General features: G+C 61.1%; 14 protein-coding genes. 3 read left to right on the top strand and 11 right to left on the bottom strand.

What is annotated here, in order from left to right; translation table 11 throughout:
• Positions 1-5 precede the first annotated feature (5 nt).
• From ruvA to pdxT, 4 genes are all read right to left on the bottom strand, one after another.
• On the bottom strand, positions 6-641 hold the full coding sequence (gene ruvA, locus CXQ93_RS15185; protein ID WP_104111268.1) for a Holliday junction branch migration protein RuvA: 636 nt from the start codon (positions 639-641) through the stop codon (positions 6-8).
• Positions 642-721: 80 nt separating this feature from the next.
• Positions 722-1,309 carry a crossover junction endodeoxyribonuclease RuvC gene (gene ruvC / locus CXQ93_RS15180; protein ID WP_104111267.1) on the bottom strand — a complete coding sequence of 196 codons (588 nt, stop codon included), beginning with the start codon at positions 1,307-1,309 and terminating at the stop codon, positions 722-724.
• 3 nt (positions 1,310-1,312) lie between these two features.
• Complete coding sequence (locus tag CXQ93_RS15175) at positions 1,313-2,068, bottom strand: YebC/PmpR family DNA-binding transcriptional regulator (protein WP_104111266.1); 756 nt, start codon at positions 2,066-2,068, stop codon at positions 1,313-1,315.
• A gap of 2 nt (positions 2,069-2,070) precedes the next feature.
• The gene (gene pdxT / locus CXQ93_RS15170; protein WP_104111265.1) at positions 2,071-2,757 is read right to left on the bottom strand and encodes a pyridoxal 5'-phosphate synthase glutaminase subunit PdxT; all 687 of its coding nucleotides are present in this window, start codon (positions 2,755-2,757) and stop codon (positions 2,071-2,073) included.
• A gap of 132 nt (positions 2,758-2,889) precedes the next feature.
• Here pdxT and asnB point away from each other — a divergent pair, with 132 nt between their 5' ends.
• The 3 genes from asnB to CXQ93_RS15155 all read left to right on the top strand — a co-directional run bounded on the left by asnB (position 2,890) and on the right by CXQ93_RS15155 (position 8,376).
• Positions 2,890-5,574, top strand: a complete 2,685-nt coding sequence (gene asnB / locus CXQ93_RS15165; RefSeq protein ID WP_104111264.1) for an asparagine synthase (glutamine-hydrolyzing) — start codon at positions 2,890-2,892, stop codon at positions 5,572-5,574.
• Between the two features lie 92 nt (positions 5,575-5,666).
• Positions 5,667-7,691 (top strand): M3 family metallopeptidase, encoded by a 2,025-nt coding sequence (locus CXQ93_RS15160; RefSeq protein WP_104111263.1) that lies wholly within the window; start codon positions 5,667-5,669, stop codon positions 7,689-7,691.
• A gap of 4 nt (positions 7,692-7,695) precedes the next feature.
• Positions 7,696-8,376 (top strand): N-acetyltransferase, encoded by a 681-nt coding sequence (locus CXQ93_RS15155; protein WP_104111262.1) that lies wholly within the window; start codon positions 7,696-7,698, stop codon positions 8,374-8,376.
• Between the two features lie 86 nt (positions 8,377-8,462).
• On the opposite strand, the gene CXQ93_RS15150 is transcribed toward CXQ93_RS15155, so the two are convergent.
• The 7 genes from CXQ93_RS15150 to CXQ93_RS15120 form a co-directional block, all read right to left on the bottom strand.
• Positions 8,463-9,368: a dihydrodipicolinate synthase family protein gene (locus tag CXQ93_RS15150; RefSeq protein WP_181036178.1), complete on the bottom strand. Its 906-nt coding sequence runs from the start codon at positions 9,366-9,368 to the stop codon at positions 8,463-8,465.
• A gap of 145 nt (positions 9,369-9,513) precedes the next feature.
• Positions 9,514-10,416: a pyridoxal 5'-phosphate synthase lyase subunit PdxS gene (pdxS, locus tag CXQ93_RS15145; RefSeq protein ID WP_104111260.1), complete on the bottom strand. Its 903-nt coding sequence runs from the start codon at positions 10,414-10,416 to the stop codon at positions 9,514-9,516.
• Between the two features lie 108 nt (positions 10,417-10,524).
• Complete coding sequence (gene pgsA / locus CXQ93_RS15140) at positions 10,525-11,151, bottom strand: phosphatidylinositol phosphate synthase (RefSeq protein WP_104111259.1); 627 nt, start codon at positions 11,149-11,151, stop codon at positions 10,525-10,527.
• A complete protein-coding gene (locus tag CXQ93_RS15135) occupies positions 11,151-11,729 on the bottom strand; it encodes an HIT domain-containing protein (protein WP_104111258.1) in 579 nt (192 codons plus the stop codon). The genes pgsA and CXQ93_RS15135 overlap by 1 nt, the downstream gene beginning before the upstream one ends.
• Positions 11,726-13,732 carry a threonine--tRNA ligase gene (gene thrS / locus CXQ93_RS15130; RefSeq protein WP_374953419.1) on the bottom strand — a complete coding sequence of 669 codons (2,007 nt, stop codon included), beginning with the start codon at positions 13,730-13,732 and terminating at the stop codon, positions 11,726-11,728. Before thrS ends, CXQ93_RS15135 begins: the two co-directional genes overlap by 4 nt.
• A complete protein-coding gene (locus CXQ93_RS15125) occupies positions 13,710-17,255 on the bottom strand; it encodes a DNA polymerase III subunit alpha (protein ID WP_258069035.1) in 3,546 nt (1,181 codons plus the stop codon). Before CXQ93_RS15125 ends, thrS begins: the two co-directional genes overlap by 23 nt.
• Complete coding sequence (locus tag CXQ93_RS15120; RefSeq protein ID WP_104111256.1) at positions 17,239-17,682, bottom strand: hypothetical protein; 444 nt, start codon at positions 17,680-17,682, stop codon at positions 17,239-17,241. Before CXQ93_RS15120 ends, CXQ93_RS15125 begins: the two co-directional genes overlap by 17 nt.
• Positions 17,683-17,895 lie beyond the last annotated feature (213 nt).

The raw sequence follows: 17,895 nt of genomic DNA, 5'->3' as shown, positions 1-17,895 counted from the left end.
ATGCTTTAGCGCACACCGCTCTTGGCTCGGGTATGGTCCTGACCGAGCCATCGCAGGGTTGCCCGCAGCACGGCCGGCACGTTGGCGCCTTCGGCCAGGTCGGGCTCGGCAGCGACGGCGGCATCAATGGCCTTGAGCGCATCACGTTCATTCCAGCCCAAGCTGGTCATGGCGGCCACAACCTGATCCTTCCATTCCATGGCGGCAGCTGCGGCAGGGGCAGCAGCCACAGCCTCCCCTGTCGGCTTGAGTTTGCCCTTGAGCTCCAGAACAATGCGTCCGGCAACCTTGGGACCCACGCCGGGAACCTTGGTAAAGACCTTGCCATCGCCGGTATCCACACCGATCCTGATGCTCTCCGGTTCCAGCACTGAGAGAATGGCAAGCGCCAGGCGAGGACCAATGCCGCTGACGGTCAAGAGCGTGTCGAAGACCTCCCGCTCACCGGCGTCGGCAAAGCCAAAAAGCGTCATGGAGTCTTCGCGCACGATCATGGCTGTGGTGAGGGTGGCCTCCTCCCCCAGCCGCAATCCGCCCAAGGTTTTCGGTGTGGCATGCACCAACATGCCAACGCCATTGACGTCGATGACGGCCTGAGCCAAGGAAAGCGAAGCTACCGGCCCACGGACAAAACTGATCATTGCTTACGTCTCCTGACAAAAACCGGACCGACTGGCCACGTTCATTATTACCCATTGTATCGAACATACGTACTAAACATCTAGCGCCACTTGGCGTCAGGCTTTTCCTTGTTCTTCTTCACTTGAGACTTAGCTTCGGCATCACGCCAAAGCTGCTGGGCCGCCGTCGTACCTGCAGAGTCCTTGCCCACGGAGCTCCCACTGCGCCAGGCATGTGCAATGGCCAGCGCTAAGGCGTCAGCAGCATCAGCGGGACGGGGAGGTTCAGACAGGCGCAACAGCCGGGTGACCATGGCCGTGACATTGGCTTTGTCGGCGCGGCCATTACCGGTGACAGCGGCCTTCACTTCCGACGGCGTGTGCATGGCCACCGGGATCCCGCGCCGGGCAGCAGCAACCATGACCACCCCGGACACCTGGGCCACGCCCATCACGGTACTGAGGTTGGTTTGGGCAAAGACGCGTTCAATGGCCAAAACATCTGGCTTAAACGCGTCCAGCCACTGGTCAACCGCTTCCGCGATTACCAGCAGCCGGGCGTCAAGGCTCAATTCATGCGAGCTTCCCACCACACCGACCCCCACGAGGGTGGCCTGGCGGTTGGGGGCGACGTCAACGACGCCGAGCCCGCACCGGGTCAAGCCCGGGTCAACTCCTAAAACACGCAGTTCCTAGTCCTCGTCAAGCGCGGCGAGAACCTCTGCGCTCATGTCGGCGTTGGAGTAAATGTTCTGCACGTCGTCCAGATCTTCCAGGGCGTCGTAGAGCTTCATGAACTTGCGGGCGTTCTCAACATCGAGTTCAACCTGCATGGAGGGGACAAAGCCAGCCTCGTCGGATTCGTACTCAATGCCGGCCTCGGTCAGGGCTGCGCGGATGGCCGGCAGGTCCTGAGGATCGGAGATCACTTCAAAGTTATCGCCCTGATCCTTGACCTCTTCGGCACCGGCGTCCAAGACGGCCATGAGCAGATCATCTTCGGTCAAATCATTCTTGGGCAGACCCACGATGCCCTTGCGGGTAAACATGTAGGCAACGGAACCGGGATCGCCCATGTTGCCGCCGTTGCGGCCAACGGCCAAACGGACCTCGGAGGCGGCCCGGTTCTTGTTGTCTGTCAGACATTCAATCAAGATGGCTGAGCCGGCCGGACCGTAGCCCTCGTACATGATGGTCTGGTAATCGACGGCGTCGCCGAGCAGGCCGGCGCCGCGCTTGATGGCGCGGTCAATGTTGTCGGCGGGAACCGAGGTCTTCTTTGCCTTGGAGACGGCAAGTTCCAGCGCCGGGTTGCCTTGGAGGTCGGCTCCGCCACCGCGGGCAGCAACTTCGATGGTCTTGATGAGCTTGGCAAACGACTTCGCCCGTCGGCTGTCGAGAATTGCCTTCTTATGCTTGGTGGTTGCCCATTTGGAGTGGCCTGACATAGTTACGCTTCTCCTCTAATCATTCGAATAAATAGCTCATGGATGCGGCGCTCCCCCGTCACTTCCGGATGGAAGGAGGTGGCCAGCAAATGCCGTGAACGAACGGCGACAGCACGAACTTCTGAATCAATCCTAGCGTTTTGCGCAGCATCCGGCAGAGTTACGCTTGCGAGCACCTGCACCCCGTCCCCCACACGCTCCACCCACGGCGCTCTAATGAACACGGCATGCAAGGGCGTTTCGGGTTGGCCGGCCGAAGCCAGACCGGTGAAATCGAGCTCCGTTTCAAAGGAGTCAACTTGGCGGCCAAAGGCGTTGCGGCGCACCGTGATATCCAGCCCGCCCAGGGTCTGCTGAGGGTTGCCTGCCATATCCGTGGCGGGGTCTGCAATGTCCTTGGCCAGCATGATCATGCCAGCGCAACTGCCGTACACGGGCAATCCCGCGGCAATCCGTTCACGGAGCGGATCCCGCATCTCGAAGATCCTGGTGAGCTTGTCAATAGTGGTTGATTCCCCGCCTGGAATGATCAAACCGTCGACGGCGGCCAACTCGCCAGGGCGGCGCACGGCAACAGCCTTGCCGCCGCATGCTTCGATGGCGCGGGCGTGTTCGCGAACATCTCCCTGCAGCGCCAAAATTCCTACTGTGGGCCCGCTTGCTGTGTTTATGGTGGAGTCAAAAGTCACGTCCCCATCATATGTGGGCGCTATCTCACACTTTTAACTTCCCTCACGCGCCGGGCTGGGTGGGCAAGAAGTCCGACGCAAGCAAGTAGCATTGACCGCAGGACTGACGTACTAAAGATGAGGTAAGTAAGTATGTGCGGAATCGCCGGTTACTACGGTTATGGGGACGATGAATCCCTGTTGCAGGAGATGAATGCCTGCATGGTGCATCGAGGCCCCGATGGTGAGGGCATCTACACGCAGGGCAACGTAGGACTGGCGCATCGACGCCTCTCCATCATTGACGTGGCCCATGGCCAGGAACCCATGTTCAGCGCCGACGGTGAAACCGTACTGGTGTACAACGGCGAGGTTTATAACTACCTTGAGCTGCGTGCCGAACTTGAGGCGCTGGGACGCACCTTCTCCACCAAGTCGGACACCGAAGTTGTCCTGCAGTCTTACGAAGAGTGGGGAGATGCCGCTTTTGACAAGTTCAACGGCATGTTCGGCTTCGCCATCCATGACCGGAAGAACAACCGTCTGGTTCTGGCCCGCGACCACTTCGGCATCAAGCCGCTGTACTACGCCACTGCCGGCACCGCTGAGGCGCCCACACTGCTGTTCGGCTCCGAGATCAAGCCGCTGCTGGCCAGCAACAAGATCACCGCCGAGGTCGATGAGCGGATCTTGTACCGCTACTTGCAGTTCCGGATCCACGACGACGAAGCCAACACGTTCTTCGCCGGCGTACAGAAGCTCATGCCCGGCGAGAAGCTGGTTGTGAACACCGTGGACACGGCAGCCGGACCGGCCGGAACCGCCACTATCAGCTCGTACACGCGGTTCAAGGAAGAACTGGCCGAACTGGCCAAAATTGAAACCCCGTACTCCCAGGCCGTCATTGACGAATACCGGGAACGCTTCACGGAAGGTGTTCGCCTGCGTCTGCAGTCTGAAGTCCCCGTGGGTACCGCCTTGTCAGGCGGACTGGACTCGTCCGCCGTCGTTGTTACCATCAACAAATTGATGCAGGAGAACGCCGCAGCCACAGACTCCCTCGGAGCCAAGCAGCAGACGTTCTCGGCTATTTTCCCCAACTCCATCAATGATGAGGAAAAGTACGCCGACGCCGTACTGGCCCGTTGTGAAGGCAACGTCATCAGCCACAAGATTCTGCCCCAGCCGGGAGAATTTGTGGATGACCTGGAAGACTTTATCCGCACCATGGAGGAGCCCATCATCTCCTCGGGCCCCTACGCCCAGTACCAGGTCATGCGCGAAGCGTCCAAGCACGTGACCGTTCTGCTCGATGGCCAGGGTGCCGACGAGATGATGGCCGGCTACATCCCCTACTACTTCGCGTACCTGCGACAGCTGAAGAAGAACGGTCAGAACGCCAAGCTGGCCAAGGAATTGGTCTCCAGCTCGGACATCTTGTTCCGTCTGGCACGGTTCCGGATCCAGAGTAAGCTCAGCTTCAAGAAGGAAGTTGGCGTTTCTGCGCTGTTGAACAAGAAGTTCACGGCCAAGTACAAGGCTGAGAAGTTCTCCAACATCCCGGATAACTTGAAGCTGCGCCTGATCGACGACCTGTTCCATAAGTCCCTGCCGGCAGTGCTGCGCTACGAGGACAAGAACACCATGCGCTTCTCCCTCGAGGGCCGTGTGCCGTTCCTGGACAAGGAAGTGGTGAAGTTCCTCTTCAGCCTTGACGATGAATCCATCATCAAGGGCGGCTGGAACAAGCGCATCCTGCGTGACGCCACCCGCGAGCTGCTGCCGGAAATGATCAGCAACCGCCGGAACAAGATCGGTTTCACCACCCCGGAAGCGGAGTGGTTTGGGCACATGAAGGAAAAGATCTACGAGATCTTCCTGTCCACTTCCTTCGGCAACCGCCCGTACTGGAACCAGGATGCCGTCATTTACGCGTTCGAGGAGCTCCTCAGCGGCAAGAGCGGCGGTTCCACCATGGTGTTCTGGCGCCTCATCAACACCGAACTGTGGCTGCGTGAATTCTTCGATGTACCCGAGGTCAAGGCCGGAATCGTGGGCAAGAGCGATTACATCCCCAACGCCGACAAGCAGTTGGACATCACGCTGCCCGACAACGCCGGAACGTTCCGCCGCTACCCGCTGCGCACCGATGTGTTCTACAAGGAAACTGACTTTGACCCGGAGGTCATGAAGTTCGTCAAGCGCTTCTTTGACGGCCTGCCTGCCGCTGGTGGGGACCATGGCGCCGCCACCGCGGACACCCCGTGGTACCTGTTCCTCTCGGAAAAGATTGTGGCCATGACCCAGGGACGGTCCATTCCTGTCTGGGACATCAAGGTCAGCAATGCGGCCCGGTTCTTCTCCAAGTTCGTCACCCGCAACCCCGGTGGCATTGGCTTGGCCAGCCCCTGGTCCATGCAGTTGGCCATCGATGAGGTGGGCCTGCCCAAGATCATGTACGCCTCCGCTCGCTCCGTTGTGGGCAAGCTGCAGGGCAAGTCCGGCGTGTTCTATGAAGTGGTTGGCCACAACATCAACGCGATCGACGGCGCTGCCGGCTACCAGGTGGGCACCTCCACTCACTCTGTGAAGTACGCGCCGGTTGACCCTGACGGCGTTGCAGCCCGCCTGAGCGCTTTGGTCCGGGCTTCGGTTCCAGCCGAGTACGCCGCAACATTTGCCGGAACTGCCATCATGGACGCGAATGATCTGGGTGTGGTGGCCTTGGGTCACGACACAGCGCTGTCCAAGACGGTTTTGGAGAACATCTTCCGCGACAACCCGCAGGGCCAGACCACGGAGACCACTCCCATGTCCCTCGTGTTCACACAGAAGTAAGCCACCGAAACCCAAGCGGCACCTTTCCAAGGACGACGGCGAAACTCTCGTTTCGCCGTCGTCCTTGGGTTAAACCATGAAAGAGTCAAAGCATGACCGAGGAAAACTCACCCAAGCCGTTCTTGCAGGCCAGCACGCTGGAGTGCCAGCTGCCGGACTTTGCCGCCATTGACGTCTCGCATTACCTGCCCGCGTTTCAGGCCGGATTTGCGCAACAGTTGGCGGAGATCGCGTCCATTACGGCCGACCGCGCCGCGGCAACGTTTGAGAACACCGTGCTCGCCATGGAGCGTAGCGGGGCCATTCTGACGCGTGTTCAGAACGTGTTTTTCAACATTGCCAGCTCCCATGGGACAGCTGATGTTCAGGCGTTGGAGGCAACGCTCGCCCCGCTGCTCGCCGAGCATGAGGACACGGTGCTGCTCAATGCGCCGTTGTATGAGCGGATGCTCGCCGTACCTTCGGAGGGCCTGGATGCCGAATCGCTGCGCTTGCTCGATGAATACCGCAAGTCGTTCACGCGCGCCGGCGTTGCGCTGGATGCCGCATCACAGGACCGTTTGCGCGAACTTAACGGTCAGCTATCCTCGCTCAGTACCGAGTTTTCACAGAATGTCATGCAGGCCGGCAATGATGCGGCCGTGCATGTTCTGGACGTGGCCGAGCTCCACGGGCTCAGCGACGATGATCTGGCGACGGCGGCGGCCGCAGCCCGCGCAGCAGGTCACCTTGACGGCTACCTGCTGACACTGATTTTGCCCACGGCACAGCCCGCCCTTGAGGTGCTGACGAACAGGGAGACGCGCCGCAAGCTCCACCTCGCTTCGGTGAGCCGGGGCAGTGGTTCAGGGGATTCAAATGTGCTGGACTTGGCCGCCGTCATGGCATCGCTACGGGCAGAGAAGGCCGCGTTGCTCGGTTTCGCCTCGGAGGCGGAGCGTTCCCTTGAACCGCAGACTGCCCCTTCCTTGGCGGCCGTGCACGCCATGCTCTCCCCCATCACCGCCGCTGCTGTGCGCAATGCCCGTGATGAGGAGGCCAAGCTGGCCGCCGTGGCAGGACATCCCATCGAAGCGTGGGACTGGGCGTTTTACTCCGAGCAGGTCCGGCGGGACGAATACGGCGTAGATCTTGCAGCGCTGCGCCCCTGGTTTGAGCTTGACTCGGTGCTGGAGAACGGCGTCTTTTATGCAGCCACCCAGCTCTACGGCGTGAGCTTTACTCTCCGAAGCGATCTGCTCGGGTACCATCCTGAGGTCCGAATTTGGGAAGTCAAGAATGCCGACGGCTCAACGGTGGGATTGTTCTTGGGCGACTTCTATACCCGTGACACCAAGCGTGGCGGGGCCTGGATGAACTCCTTCGTGGAGCAGTCTTTCCTTGACGGCACCCAGGCCGTGGTGGTCAATAACCTCAACATTCCCAAGCCTCCCGCCGGGGAGTCAACCTTGTTGACCTTCGATGAGGTGGTGACATGCTTCCACGAGTTCGGCCACGCCTTGCACGGACTGTTCTCCGCAGTGCGCTACCCGAGGTTCTCCGGCACCAACGTTCCTCGTGACTTTGTGGAATACCCGTCACAGGTCAATGAGATGTGGATTCTGTGGCCTGAGGTGCTGGCCAACTACGCCAAGCATTACCGCACGGGCGAACCCTTGCCGGAGGGGACGGCGGAGCGGCTTCAGGCCGCAGCACTGTGGGGCCAGGGGTTCGCCACCACCGAATACCTGGGCGCCACCTTATTGGATTTGGCATGGCATGAACTAGCTCCCGGTGCACCCGTGGATGATCCACTGGCTTTCGAGGCAGCAGCTTTGGCCGCTGCCGGAGTCAATCTCCCGGCGGTGCCGCCGCGCTACCGGACCGGCTACTTCAACCATATTTTTGCTGGTGGCTACGCTGCAGGCTACTACTCCTATATCTGGTCCGAGGTGCTCGACGCCGATACCGTGGCCTGGTTCAAGGCCAATGGCGGGTTCACCCGTTCCAACGGTGAACACTTCCGCACCACGTTGCTGCGCCGCGGTTTCGCTGTTGACCCTTTGCAGGCTTTCAGGGACTTTGCCGGCCGCGATGCAGATACCGCTCCCCTGCTGGCTCGTCGGGGGCTGATCTAGGCCCATGGTGACACTTGCAGATTGTCAACGGACGCAGCACGCATGGTTCCGCGCTTTGGCCGAGGCCACTGGCGGTCGGGCTTTTTCCACGCACCGCATGGACTGGGTGTGGCTTCCGGAAACCCGTGAAATGTTGTGCATGTTCCCCCAGGAAATTACCGACGCCGGCCTGCAACCGGCGCTGGCCGAAGCCGAGCGCCGCGGCGCAGCCACTGTGGGCATTTGGATGAATGCTGCCGTGCGGGAGGGGATCTTGCCGGCCTACCGTTTTGAGCGGGGCTGGCAGCCCTGGTGGATGACCCGCGCCCTGGATGTAGAAAGCGTGGTGGCGGCCAGCGAGAGTGCCGATGACCGAGTTGATTTGACCTGCCTCACGGACGATCAAGTGTGGCTGGCCACTGCTCGCAGCGCGGATAACTGGGCGGGACGCTCTTATGCGTATTTGCCGCCGAACCAACTGGGTGGCAAGCACCTGGCGGGCATCTTTGACATGGTGGTGGATCCAGACCATCGCCGTACCGGGCTCGGGACTGCCCTGCTCAATGCGCTCTCCGAGGCGGCGTTCAACGCCGGGGCGGAACATTTGTTGCTCAACGCCACCCCTGACGGTCAGCGGCTCTACCGCAACCGCGGATTCGAACTCATCGGCAAAGGCCAGACGTGGTGGTTCCACCCGCCCCAGTAACCCCCTGCAACGCCGCACCACTTTACGGCCGTTTATCAGCAACGCCGCATCACTTTACGGCCCATTCCCGACGCTCGCGCAGCTGGCTAGCCGTAAGTTGCGGCGCTTAGCTGCCAGGTTTCCTCCAGAGTGGCGGCGGCAAAGGGTCCCCGGGGCGCAGCCGTCGGAACACCGATGACGTTGGACAGGGCGTGGAGTGCGCCGATGGGGTGAGTCATGCCAGCCAGGGCGTGCGCGATGGCCTGCAACCGCGCCAGGCTGGCACCCTGCGGCGCCCCTGCCTGGGCGAGTCGCCACACGTTGATGTACTCGCCCGGCAGCATCCCTGCCAGGCCACTGTGCCAGGCATCAACATCTGGGCGTTCGTCCAGCAACTGCACATCGGAGCTGAGTCCGATGGAAAAGTCCGGCCCGACGGCCGCCCTGAGCTCGCCAACACGGCCCACGACATCCTCGCGCCGCATGGTGTCCTTAACCGCGCGTAGGTGGGTATTGCTTGCCAAATAGGCAAGGGTTACGGGGCTGACATCAAAGTGCGTCTGCATAGGTTTGTTGTAAAAGCATATCGGCAGGGTTGTTGCTTCGGAGACTGCCAGGAATAGTGCACGAACTTCCGTATCCGAAAGCGGCAAATAGGAAAACGGGGCTAGCAGTAGACCGGAGGCTCCAGCACTCTGCGCATCCTGCGCCAGGCGTACCACCTCGAGTGTGGACGGGGCGCTCACCGCCGCATACACGGGCATGGTGGATTCCCGCAAACCTTCCGAGGTACCTACCATGGCTGCTGACTCCACGGCAGTTTGCACTACTGCTTGCCGTTCACCCCTGTCAAAAGTCACCCCCGCACCAGAAGTGGCGAGCACGCTCACCCCTGATATGCCCGCGAAAGACGCGTTGCGCACGAGGTGAGCGAGAGACGCTAAGTCGAGTTCGTCGTCGTCCCTCAGGGGCGTGATGGGGTAGGCCAGAAGGCCGGCGAAGGGCAGCGTCATGGTGTCAATCTTGGCTGGGAGGAGCCAGGAACACAAACGGTTGAGGGAGAAAAGAATCTCCCTCAACCGTTTGCACGCCGGCGGCGCCGTAAAGTGATGTAGCGTCGCGAAAAACACGCCGTAAAGTGATGCGGCGTTGGAGGGGCTACCAGCCGCGCTCGGCCAGACGGTGCGGCTCGGGGATGTCGGCCACGTTGATGCCCACCATGGCTTCGCCCAGTCCGCGGGAGACATTAGCAATGACGGAGGCATCGTCGAAGAACGTGGTGGCCTTGACCACGGCTGCCGCGCGCTGGGCCGGGTTGCCGGACTTGAAGATGCCGGAGCCAACAAACACGCCGTCGGCGCCGAGCTGCATCATCATGGCCGCGTCAGCGGGTGTTGCAATGCCGCCAGCGGTGAAGAGCACCACGGGGAGCTTGCCGGCCTCGGCAACCTCCTTGACGAGCTCGTACGGGGCCTGCAATTCCTTGGCGGCAACATAGAGTTCGTCCTTGGGCAGGGCTGCCAGCTGAGCGATCTGCGTGCGGATCTTGCGCATGTGGCCCGTGGCATTGGAGACATCACCGGTGCCCGCCTCACCCTTGGAGCGGATCATGGCAGCGCCCTCATTGATGCGGCGCAGTGCCTCACCGAGGTTGGTGGCGCCACACACGAAGGGAACCTTGAAGTTCCACTTGTCGATGTGGTGCTCGTAATCGGCCGGGGTCAGCACCTCGGACTCATCCACGAAGTCCACGCCGAGGGACTCTAAAACCTGCGCCTCAACGAAGTGGCCAATGCGGGCCTTGGCCATGACGGGGATGGACACCGCGGCGATGATGGCGTCAATCATGTCCGGATCGCTGGCGCGTGACACGCCACCCTGTGCGCGAATATCGGCGGGGACCCGCTCGAGCGCCATGACGGCTACGGCGCCGGCATCTTCGGCGATCTTGGCCTGCTCAACGTTGACCACGTCCATGATGACGCCGCCCTTGAGCATGTCGGCCATGCCGCGCTTAACCCGGCTGCTGCCGGTCACAGGTGTTACCTCAGGTGTAGACACAAAAAACCCCTCTGGGAAGGAACGGAATAATTCATAAACCCGCATACGTGACATGTTTCACGGGTGCGGTCAGTCTATTCCGGCCCCCAGAGGGGATAAAAACAAGTGTTACTGTCCGTTCGAGATAACCGCCTCCATGGCCTGACGGCGGACCGTTCCCATCCTCTGGAACACCGTCACCAGGCTGGCGACGGCTAGCAGGACAAGGACGACGGCGAGCACGGCTTCGGGGATCCCGAGGCCTACCAGCCCGGTCGCCACGAGGACGACTACGAGCCGATCTGAGCGCTCGGCGATGCCGACATTTGCGGTCATGCCCAACCCTTCGGCCCGTGCCTTTGCGTAGGAGACAATGGAGCCCAGCACCAAGCACGTCAGCGCCATGGCTGCGATGAAGTGGTTGTTGCCACCGGTGTAGAACCACACCACGATGCCGGCAAAGACCGCCCCGTCCCCCACCCGATCAAGGGTGGAGTCCAGAAAAGCTCCCCAGTTGCCTTTGCGACCAATCATCCTGGCCATGAGCCCGTCAATGATGTCGGAGAACACAAAGACGGTGATGACCACTGTCCCCCAAAACAGCTGGCCGAGCGGATAGCCGATCAAGGCGCCCGCAGCAACACCCAAGGTGCCAATGATGGTCACGGCGTCGGGTGAGACCTTCAGCCGCACCAGCAGAGCCGCGATGGGGGTAAAGATAGCGGCGAAAAGTGCCCGGGCATACTTGTTGAGCATTACTGTCCTAGGTCCGTGTTATTCCAGGCATCAGCCACTTGCGCGCGGACATCACCGAGGGTTTGGGTGATGGCCTTGGTGCCGGCAATGATGGGCAGGAAGTTTACGTCCCCACCCCATCGCGGAATAATATGCTGGTGCAAGTGCGCGGAAATACCGGCACCGCCTGTGACACCCTGGTTCATGCCCAGGTTAAACCCCGAGGGGTTGGAGACTGCGCGCAGCACCCGCATCGCCTTCTGCGAGAGGGCCGCGAATTCCGCTGTCTCCTCCAGTGTCAGGTCCGTGTAGTCGGGCACGTGCCGGTAGGGGCACACCAAGATATGCCCCGGGTTGTATGGAAACAGATTCAAGATCACAAAAGCAAGCTCGCCGCGGTGCACAATGAGCGATTGTTCATCGCTGCGTTCGGGCGCCTCGCAGAACGGGCAGTCGTGTTTGCCGGTGACCTGCTCCTGCCCGCCTTTGACATAGGCGAGCCGGTGGGGCGTCCACAGTCGTTGGAAGGCGTCAGGAACCCCGGGGAGTTCAAAATCATCGACAACAACGGGCTGTGACGCCCCACCTAGTTCACTCACGCCGTACGGTTCCGAACTGCTTCAACAATGCGGCGGACGGCCTCTTCAACGGCCACGCCATTGTCCTGGCTGCCGTCACGGAAGCGGAAGGACACTGCGTTGGCATCGGCGTCGTCACCGCCGGCGATCAGCACGAACGGGATCTTGTCTTTGCTGGCCGTACGGATCTTCTTCGGGAAGCGGTCGCTGGAGATGTCCACCTCGGCACGGATGCCGGCCTTCTTCAGCTGCGCGACGACGTCGAACATGTAATCGTTGAACGCCTCAGCCACGGGGATGGCCACGACCTGAACCGGGGACAGCCACGCCGGGAAAGCGCCGGCGTAGTGCTCTGTCAGCACGCCCATGAAGCGCTCCACGGAACCGAACAGTGCGCGGTGAATCATGACTGGACGCTGGCGTGTGCCATCGGCAGCCTGGAATTCAAGCTCAAAACGCTCGGGCAAGTTGAAGTCCAGCTGGATGGTGGACATCTGCCAAGTGCGGCCCAGCGCATCCTTGGCCTGCACGGAGATCTTGGGGCCGTAGAACGCGGCTCCTCCGGGATCGGCGACCAGTTTCAGACCGGATTCAGTGGCAACTTCTTCCAGGGTGCGGGTAGCTTCTTCCCAGACGTCGTCGTCACCGACAAACTTTTCCGGATCCTTGGTGGAAAGTTCCAGGTAGAAGTCCTCCAGGCCGTAGTCCTTCAGGAGAGACAGCACAAAGTTCAGCGTCTCGGTGAGCTCCTCCTTCATCTGATCTTTGGTGCAATAGATGTGAGCGTCGTCCTGGGTCATGCCGCGCACGCGCGTCAGACCATGAACCACGCCGGACTTCTCGTAGCGGTACACCGAACCGAATTCGAACAGGCGCAACGGCAGTTCACGGTAGGAGCGTCCGCGGGAGCGGAAGACCAGGTTGTGCATGGGGCAGTTCATGGGCTTGAGGTAGTAATCCTGGCCGGGCTTGCGCACCGTGCCGTCCTCGTTCAGCTCGGCATCAACATGCATGGGAGGGAACATGCCATCGCGGTACCAGTCAAGGTGCCCGGAGACCTCATACAGGTTGGCCTTGGTGATGTGCGGGGTGTAAACAAAGTCGTAGCCGGCCTCCACATGGCGCTGGCGGGAGTAATCTTCCATCTCCTTGCGGATGATGCCGCCCTTGGGGTGGAAGATCGGCAGACCCGAGCCCAACTCGTCGGGGAAGGAGAACAGGTCCAGTTCCACACCGAGCTTGCGGTGATCGCGGCGCTCGGCTTCGGCAATGCGTTCCTGGTACGCCTTCAGGGCGTCCTTGGTGGGCCAGGCCGTGCCGTAGATGCGCTGCAGCTGCTGGTTTTTCTGGTTTCCCAGCCAGTAGGCGGCGGAGGTGCGGGTCAGCGCAAAGGCGTTGGAGATCAGCTTCGTGTTGGGCAGGTGCGGGCCGCGGCACAGATCGCACCAGATTTCTTCCCCGCTCTTGCGATCAATGTTGGAGTAGATGGTGATGTCTCCAGCACCCACCTCGACATTGACGCCTTCGGCGGCGTCAGCCACGTCGTCGTTCTTCTTGCCCAACAGCTCCAGCTTGTACGGCTCATTGGCCATGGCCACGCGGGCCTCGTCCTCGGAGACAACGCGGCGAGCGAACTTCTGGTTCTGGTTGACGATCTTGAGCATCATCTTCTCAAGGGTCTTCAGGTCTTCGGGCGTGAAGGGCTCGGCCACATCAAAGTCGAAGTAGAAGCCGTCGGTGATGTACGGGCCAATGCCAAGCTTGGCGTCCGGGCGCAACGCTTGAACGGCCTGAGCCATGACGTGGGCGGTGGAGTGACGGAGCACATCCAGACCGTCGGGGGAATCAATGGTGACCGATTCCACAGCGGCGCCGTCTTCCAATACGGCGGCAAGATCCTTTAAAACCTCATCGACGCGCATGACAACAACGTCGCGGCGTTCAAAGAACAGCTCCGCTCCGGTGGTGCCTGTGGCCACCGTAGTCGTCTCGCCGTCGACATTAATGGTGATCTGTGAATCCACTGGCACTGGTAACTCCTTGTTTGTCATGTATGGCCCCATATCCAAGCAACATACGGGGGTTGCTGTGGGCCTCTTCGATGGTATCGGTTTGCCGGGGCAGCAACCAACCCGGGCGCTCCGGGCCCGGCGGCAGATTTTGCAGGTCCCACGCCTCCAGAGCCTGGATAGTGATGCCGCGGGGACCGGTGCGCCGGGTCAGTCCCCGAATCAGCAGCATGCGGGTGCCAAAAAGCAAGGGCCCGGATTTCTCCTGTGCCTCGGTAAAGAAGGTGCTGTCCACGCAACCTGTGCCGTCGTCAATGCTGATGAACACCACCCGCTTTCCACCCCTCATGGGCGGGGTTTGGGTGGCCACCCGCACCCCCGCCACCAAAACTTCACTGTTGTTGCGCAGTCCCAGGAGCGCCTCTGCGCGGCTCACACCGAGGCGGTCCAGCAGCGGAGCATAACTTTCCATGAGGTGGCCGCTGACATCCAGGGATAGCAGGTCCAGCTCCGTGGCCACGGTTTCGGCCAGCCCGGCCTCGGGGTGTTCGGCTGCGAGCGCAGCCAGTTCTATATCCTCCATGGGCAGTGCCAGCTGCCCGAGGAGAGGTTCTTTGCGTTTGCTTCCATGGTGCGCTGGCAGGCTGTTGACGTGGGCTACCAGGTCTGCGCGGTTAGCCGTGTTTGAGGTGTGGCTTTTGGCTTGGCGGTGCAGTGAGTCAAGGGCGCCCAGCTGGGCGAGCCGCTTCAGGGTTGGCCGGCTGAGTCTGGCCCGGTCGCGCAGCTCCGCCAAGGAGTTGTAGGGCTGGCCGGCCAGGATGCGTTTGAGTTCCGTGGCGGAGAGTCCGTAGACCCCGGCGAGGCTCAGCCGGACGCCAGTGGCCCCGGGGGTCCCGTCCCCTGCATCCGTGCGTTCGGCGTGGTACTCGCCGGTGCTGGCGTTGATGTCCAGGGGCAGGATGGGGATGCCCATGCGCCGGGCTTCGGCGACGAGTAGGCGGCGCGGGTACATACCAGGATCGTGTTCCCAGAGTCCTGCCATGAATTCTGCCGGGTGATGAGCCTTGAGCCAGGCCGATTGGTAGGTGGGTACGGCAAAGGCGGCCCCGTGGGCTTTGCAGAACCCGAAGCTTCCAAAGGCGGCCAGGGTCCCCCACACCTCCTCAATGACGGCGGCGGTGTACCCCTTTGCCGTTGCCTTGTCCCTAAAGTACTGTTCTACGGTCGGTTCGACGGCGGGGTTCCCCAGCCCGCGCCGGAATTCGTCGGCTCGGGAGAGGGTGCAGTCGGTCATGGTGGCGAAGGTGCGCAGTACCTGTTCATGGAAGACAGTCACCCCGTGCGTTTCCGACAAGGCCGGGATGAGGTCCGGGTGGGCGTAGTGCGGTTTGGCGAACCCGGCCCGGCTTTCCAGAAAGGGCTTGACCATGTTGGATTTCATGGGTCCGGGGCGGAACAGGGAAATGTCAATGACGAGGTCGCTGAACTCGGCGGGGGCCATCTTGCCTACTAGCTCCCGTTGACCCGGCGATTCGATCTGGAAGCACCCCAGCGTGTGGGTGCTGCGGATCAGCTCAAAGGTGGGTTCGTCGTCGAGCGGTACGGCATCAAGGTCAATGGCCCCGTCCTCCCCTATAAAGGGAGCGTCTGGCGCATGGCCACCGTGGGCGGCGACCTCTTCACGTGAGGGGTGCAACTTGATGATCTCCCGCACCGCATGGGCCATGGCGCTCTGCATGCGCACGCCCAGGACATCGAGCTTGAGCATGCCCATGGCGTCCATGTCGTGCTTGTCGAACTGACTCATGGGCAGGCCCATGCCACTGGGCTGCACGGGGGTACGGTTCAGCAGGGTGGAATCGCCCAGGATTACTCCGCACGGATGCATGGAGATGTGCCGAGGTAAACTATCCAGCCGTTGGGTGATATCCACCAGCAGATCCAACTGGGGTGCGGGCCCATCATCCCCCTCCGTGGCATAGCGGGACTGGTTTACATGGGCTGCCAGCTCACGCAGTTCCGGCTTTTCCTCCAGTGCCTCCCGGAAGGATCCGGCCGAGAAGCGCCACAGCTGCTTGGCGATCTGATCAATCTCACCCTTCTCAACACCTAACGCCAGGCCCGCATCCCGCACGGCGCCCCGGGCCCGGTAACTGTTTTGCATACTCATCAGGGTTACCCGCTTGGCTCCGAAGCGTTCAAAGATGGCCCGGTACACGTTGTGCCGCTGTGCGCTTTCCACGTCTAGGTCAATATCGGGCAGGGTAGCCCTGTCATTGGAGAGGAACCGTTCAAAGAGGAGATCGTTGGCTAGGGGGTCCACGGCGCTGATCCCGAGTAAGTAATTGACTAACGACGACGCACCTGAACCTCGTGCGGCTCGGCGCACCCCCATGGTGCGGATCATTTCCGAGACCTCAGCCACTGTGAGAAAGTACGATTCAAAGCCAAGCTTCGAGATGGTGGCGAGCTCAACCGACAACCTGTCCCGTGCTTTTTCTAGCTTGCTGGGAGAAAGCCCAGTAAAGCGTTGGAGAAGAGCTGACTCTGTGCGCTGTTGCAGTTCTTGGCGGGCGGGTTGCAACAGGCCAAGCACATCGCTTTCCGGGGTGCGTGGCTGCTTCCAGCCCAGATCCTTGTGCGGATCCAGACGGCACTTATCCGCCAGTTGTGCCGTGTTGGCCCAGAGTTGCTGAAGTCCGGAGGTGCCGTAGCCGCCGTAGTCCGCAATGTCCCGCACTACTTTCTCCATCTCGGAGGAACTTTTCAGCCATGCCTGCCCCGTGGGTTGCAGGTCCGCCAGTTGATCCAGGGGGGCAATGTTTCTGGCGGCATCCAAGACATCGGCCACAGGGGCGTCTTCGGGTCCTGCATAGCGGACGGCGTTACTCAACACCGCCGGCACATCAAATTCATGCGCCAACTTCACCATACGCACAGCGTGGGTGGTGCTCAGCGGTGCTGCGGGGGTGTTTAAGTGGCTGGTAATTTCCGCCACGAGGGAGCCTGCGGGCATGGCTTCGCGCCACTGCCTGAATTTGCTTCGGGGAAGCAAATATTTGCGGCTTTCCATGGCCCGGCCCACAGGAGAATGCGGACCAAGTAACACTGTCAGCACAGGGTGGCCTGACGCTGGGTCAACAACGCCCTGGGCCAACTGCTCAAGTGTCAGCCCCACAGGCCGCTTGGGCTGGTGGTGCGCCAGAGAGATTAGCCGGCATAGTGCCCCATAGCCCGCGCCAGGGTGCCCGGCGGCCCCGCCATGAGCCAACACCACAACCCTTCCGGTGACTACCGGGCCGCGCTCTCCTTCTTCTACAACAGCCAGATCAACCCCGAGGATCGGATCAATACCGGCAGCCATGCACGCCTTGACATGCTTGATAGCCCCATACAGCCCGTCTCTGTCGGTGATGGCCAGGGCATCGGCGCCGTCAGCTGCGGCCGCCTGGGCCAAATCTTCGGGCCAGGACACACCATAGTGCGCGCTGAAGGCCGTGGCGGCATGCAGGTGAATGAAGTTACGCACTGTCTTCACACTCCGCAGTGCCTTCACTTTCCACAGTGCCCGCCGCCAATAATTCGGTCTCCTGAAACTGCTCCGGGCACTCCGGTTCCTGGAACTCGGGCTCCTCGGATTCCGGCTCCGCTTCGGTGACTTCGCGCTCTACCCGGGGGTGAACCTTAATGACTCGCCAGCGCAGACTGGGCCGGTACAGCAGCACGTCCATGGTCAAGATCCCGGGTTCGCCGTCACGGACCATCTGCAAGCGCCAGATTTGAGTGTCCACATACCCCACGCCTTCGCCCGGGCGCAGGCTCGTATGGTCCTGCCACCACGGGCGGCGCTGATACCAGCTCTGGGGTTTGGCAACAATTTCGTGGCACAGCCCGCGCCACCACATCCGCACAGGCTCCCCGTCAGGGGAACATTCCATGGTGACGGACTCAGTAAAGGTGCCCATGTGCGCACTCCAATCTCTACCCGACAAGGACAACCATGAGGACTTTTCAGGGCAGACACAATTTATTAGAACATATATTCGAACCTAATTTCAGTGTACGCTCAATTTCACGCGGCACCCATCCGCCACCTTGGGAAAAAACGCAAGAGCCGGCACAAAACATGTGCACAAAACGTTATGTAGATGGCTGAGAACTCGTCTTGCGTCTAGCAT

The sequence above is a fragment of the Arthrobacter sp. N199823 genome, from assembly GCF_002929705.1.
Lineage (GTDB): Bacteria > Actinomycetota > Actinomycetes > Actinomycetales > Micrococcaceae > Specibacter.
The sequence above is the reverse complement of the archived record's forward strand: the minus strand, read 5'-3'. Positions and strand labels throughout refer to the sequence as shown.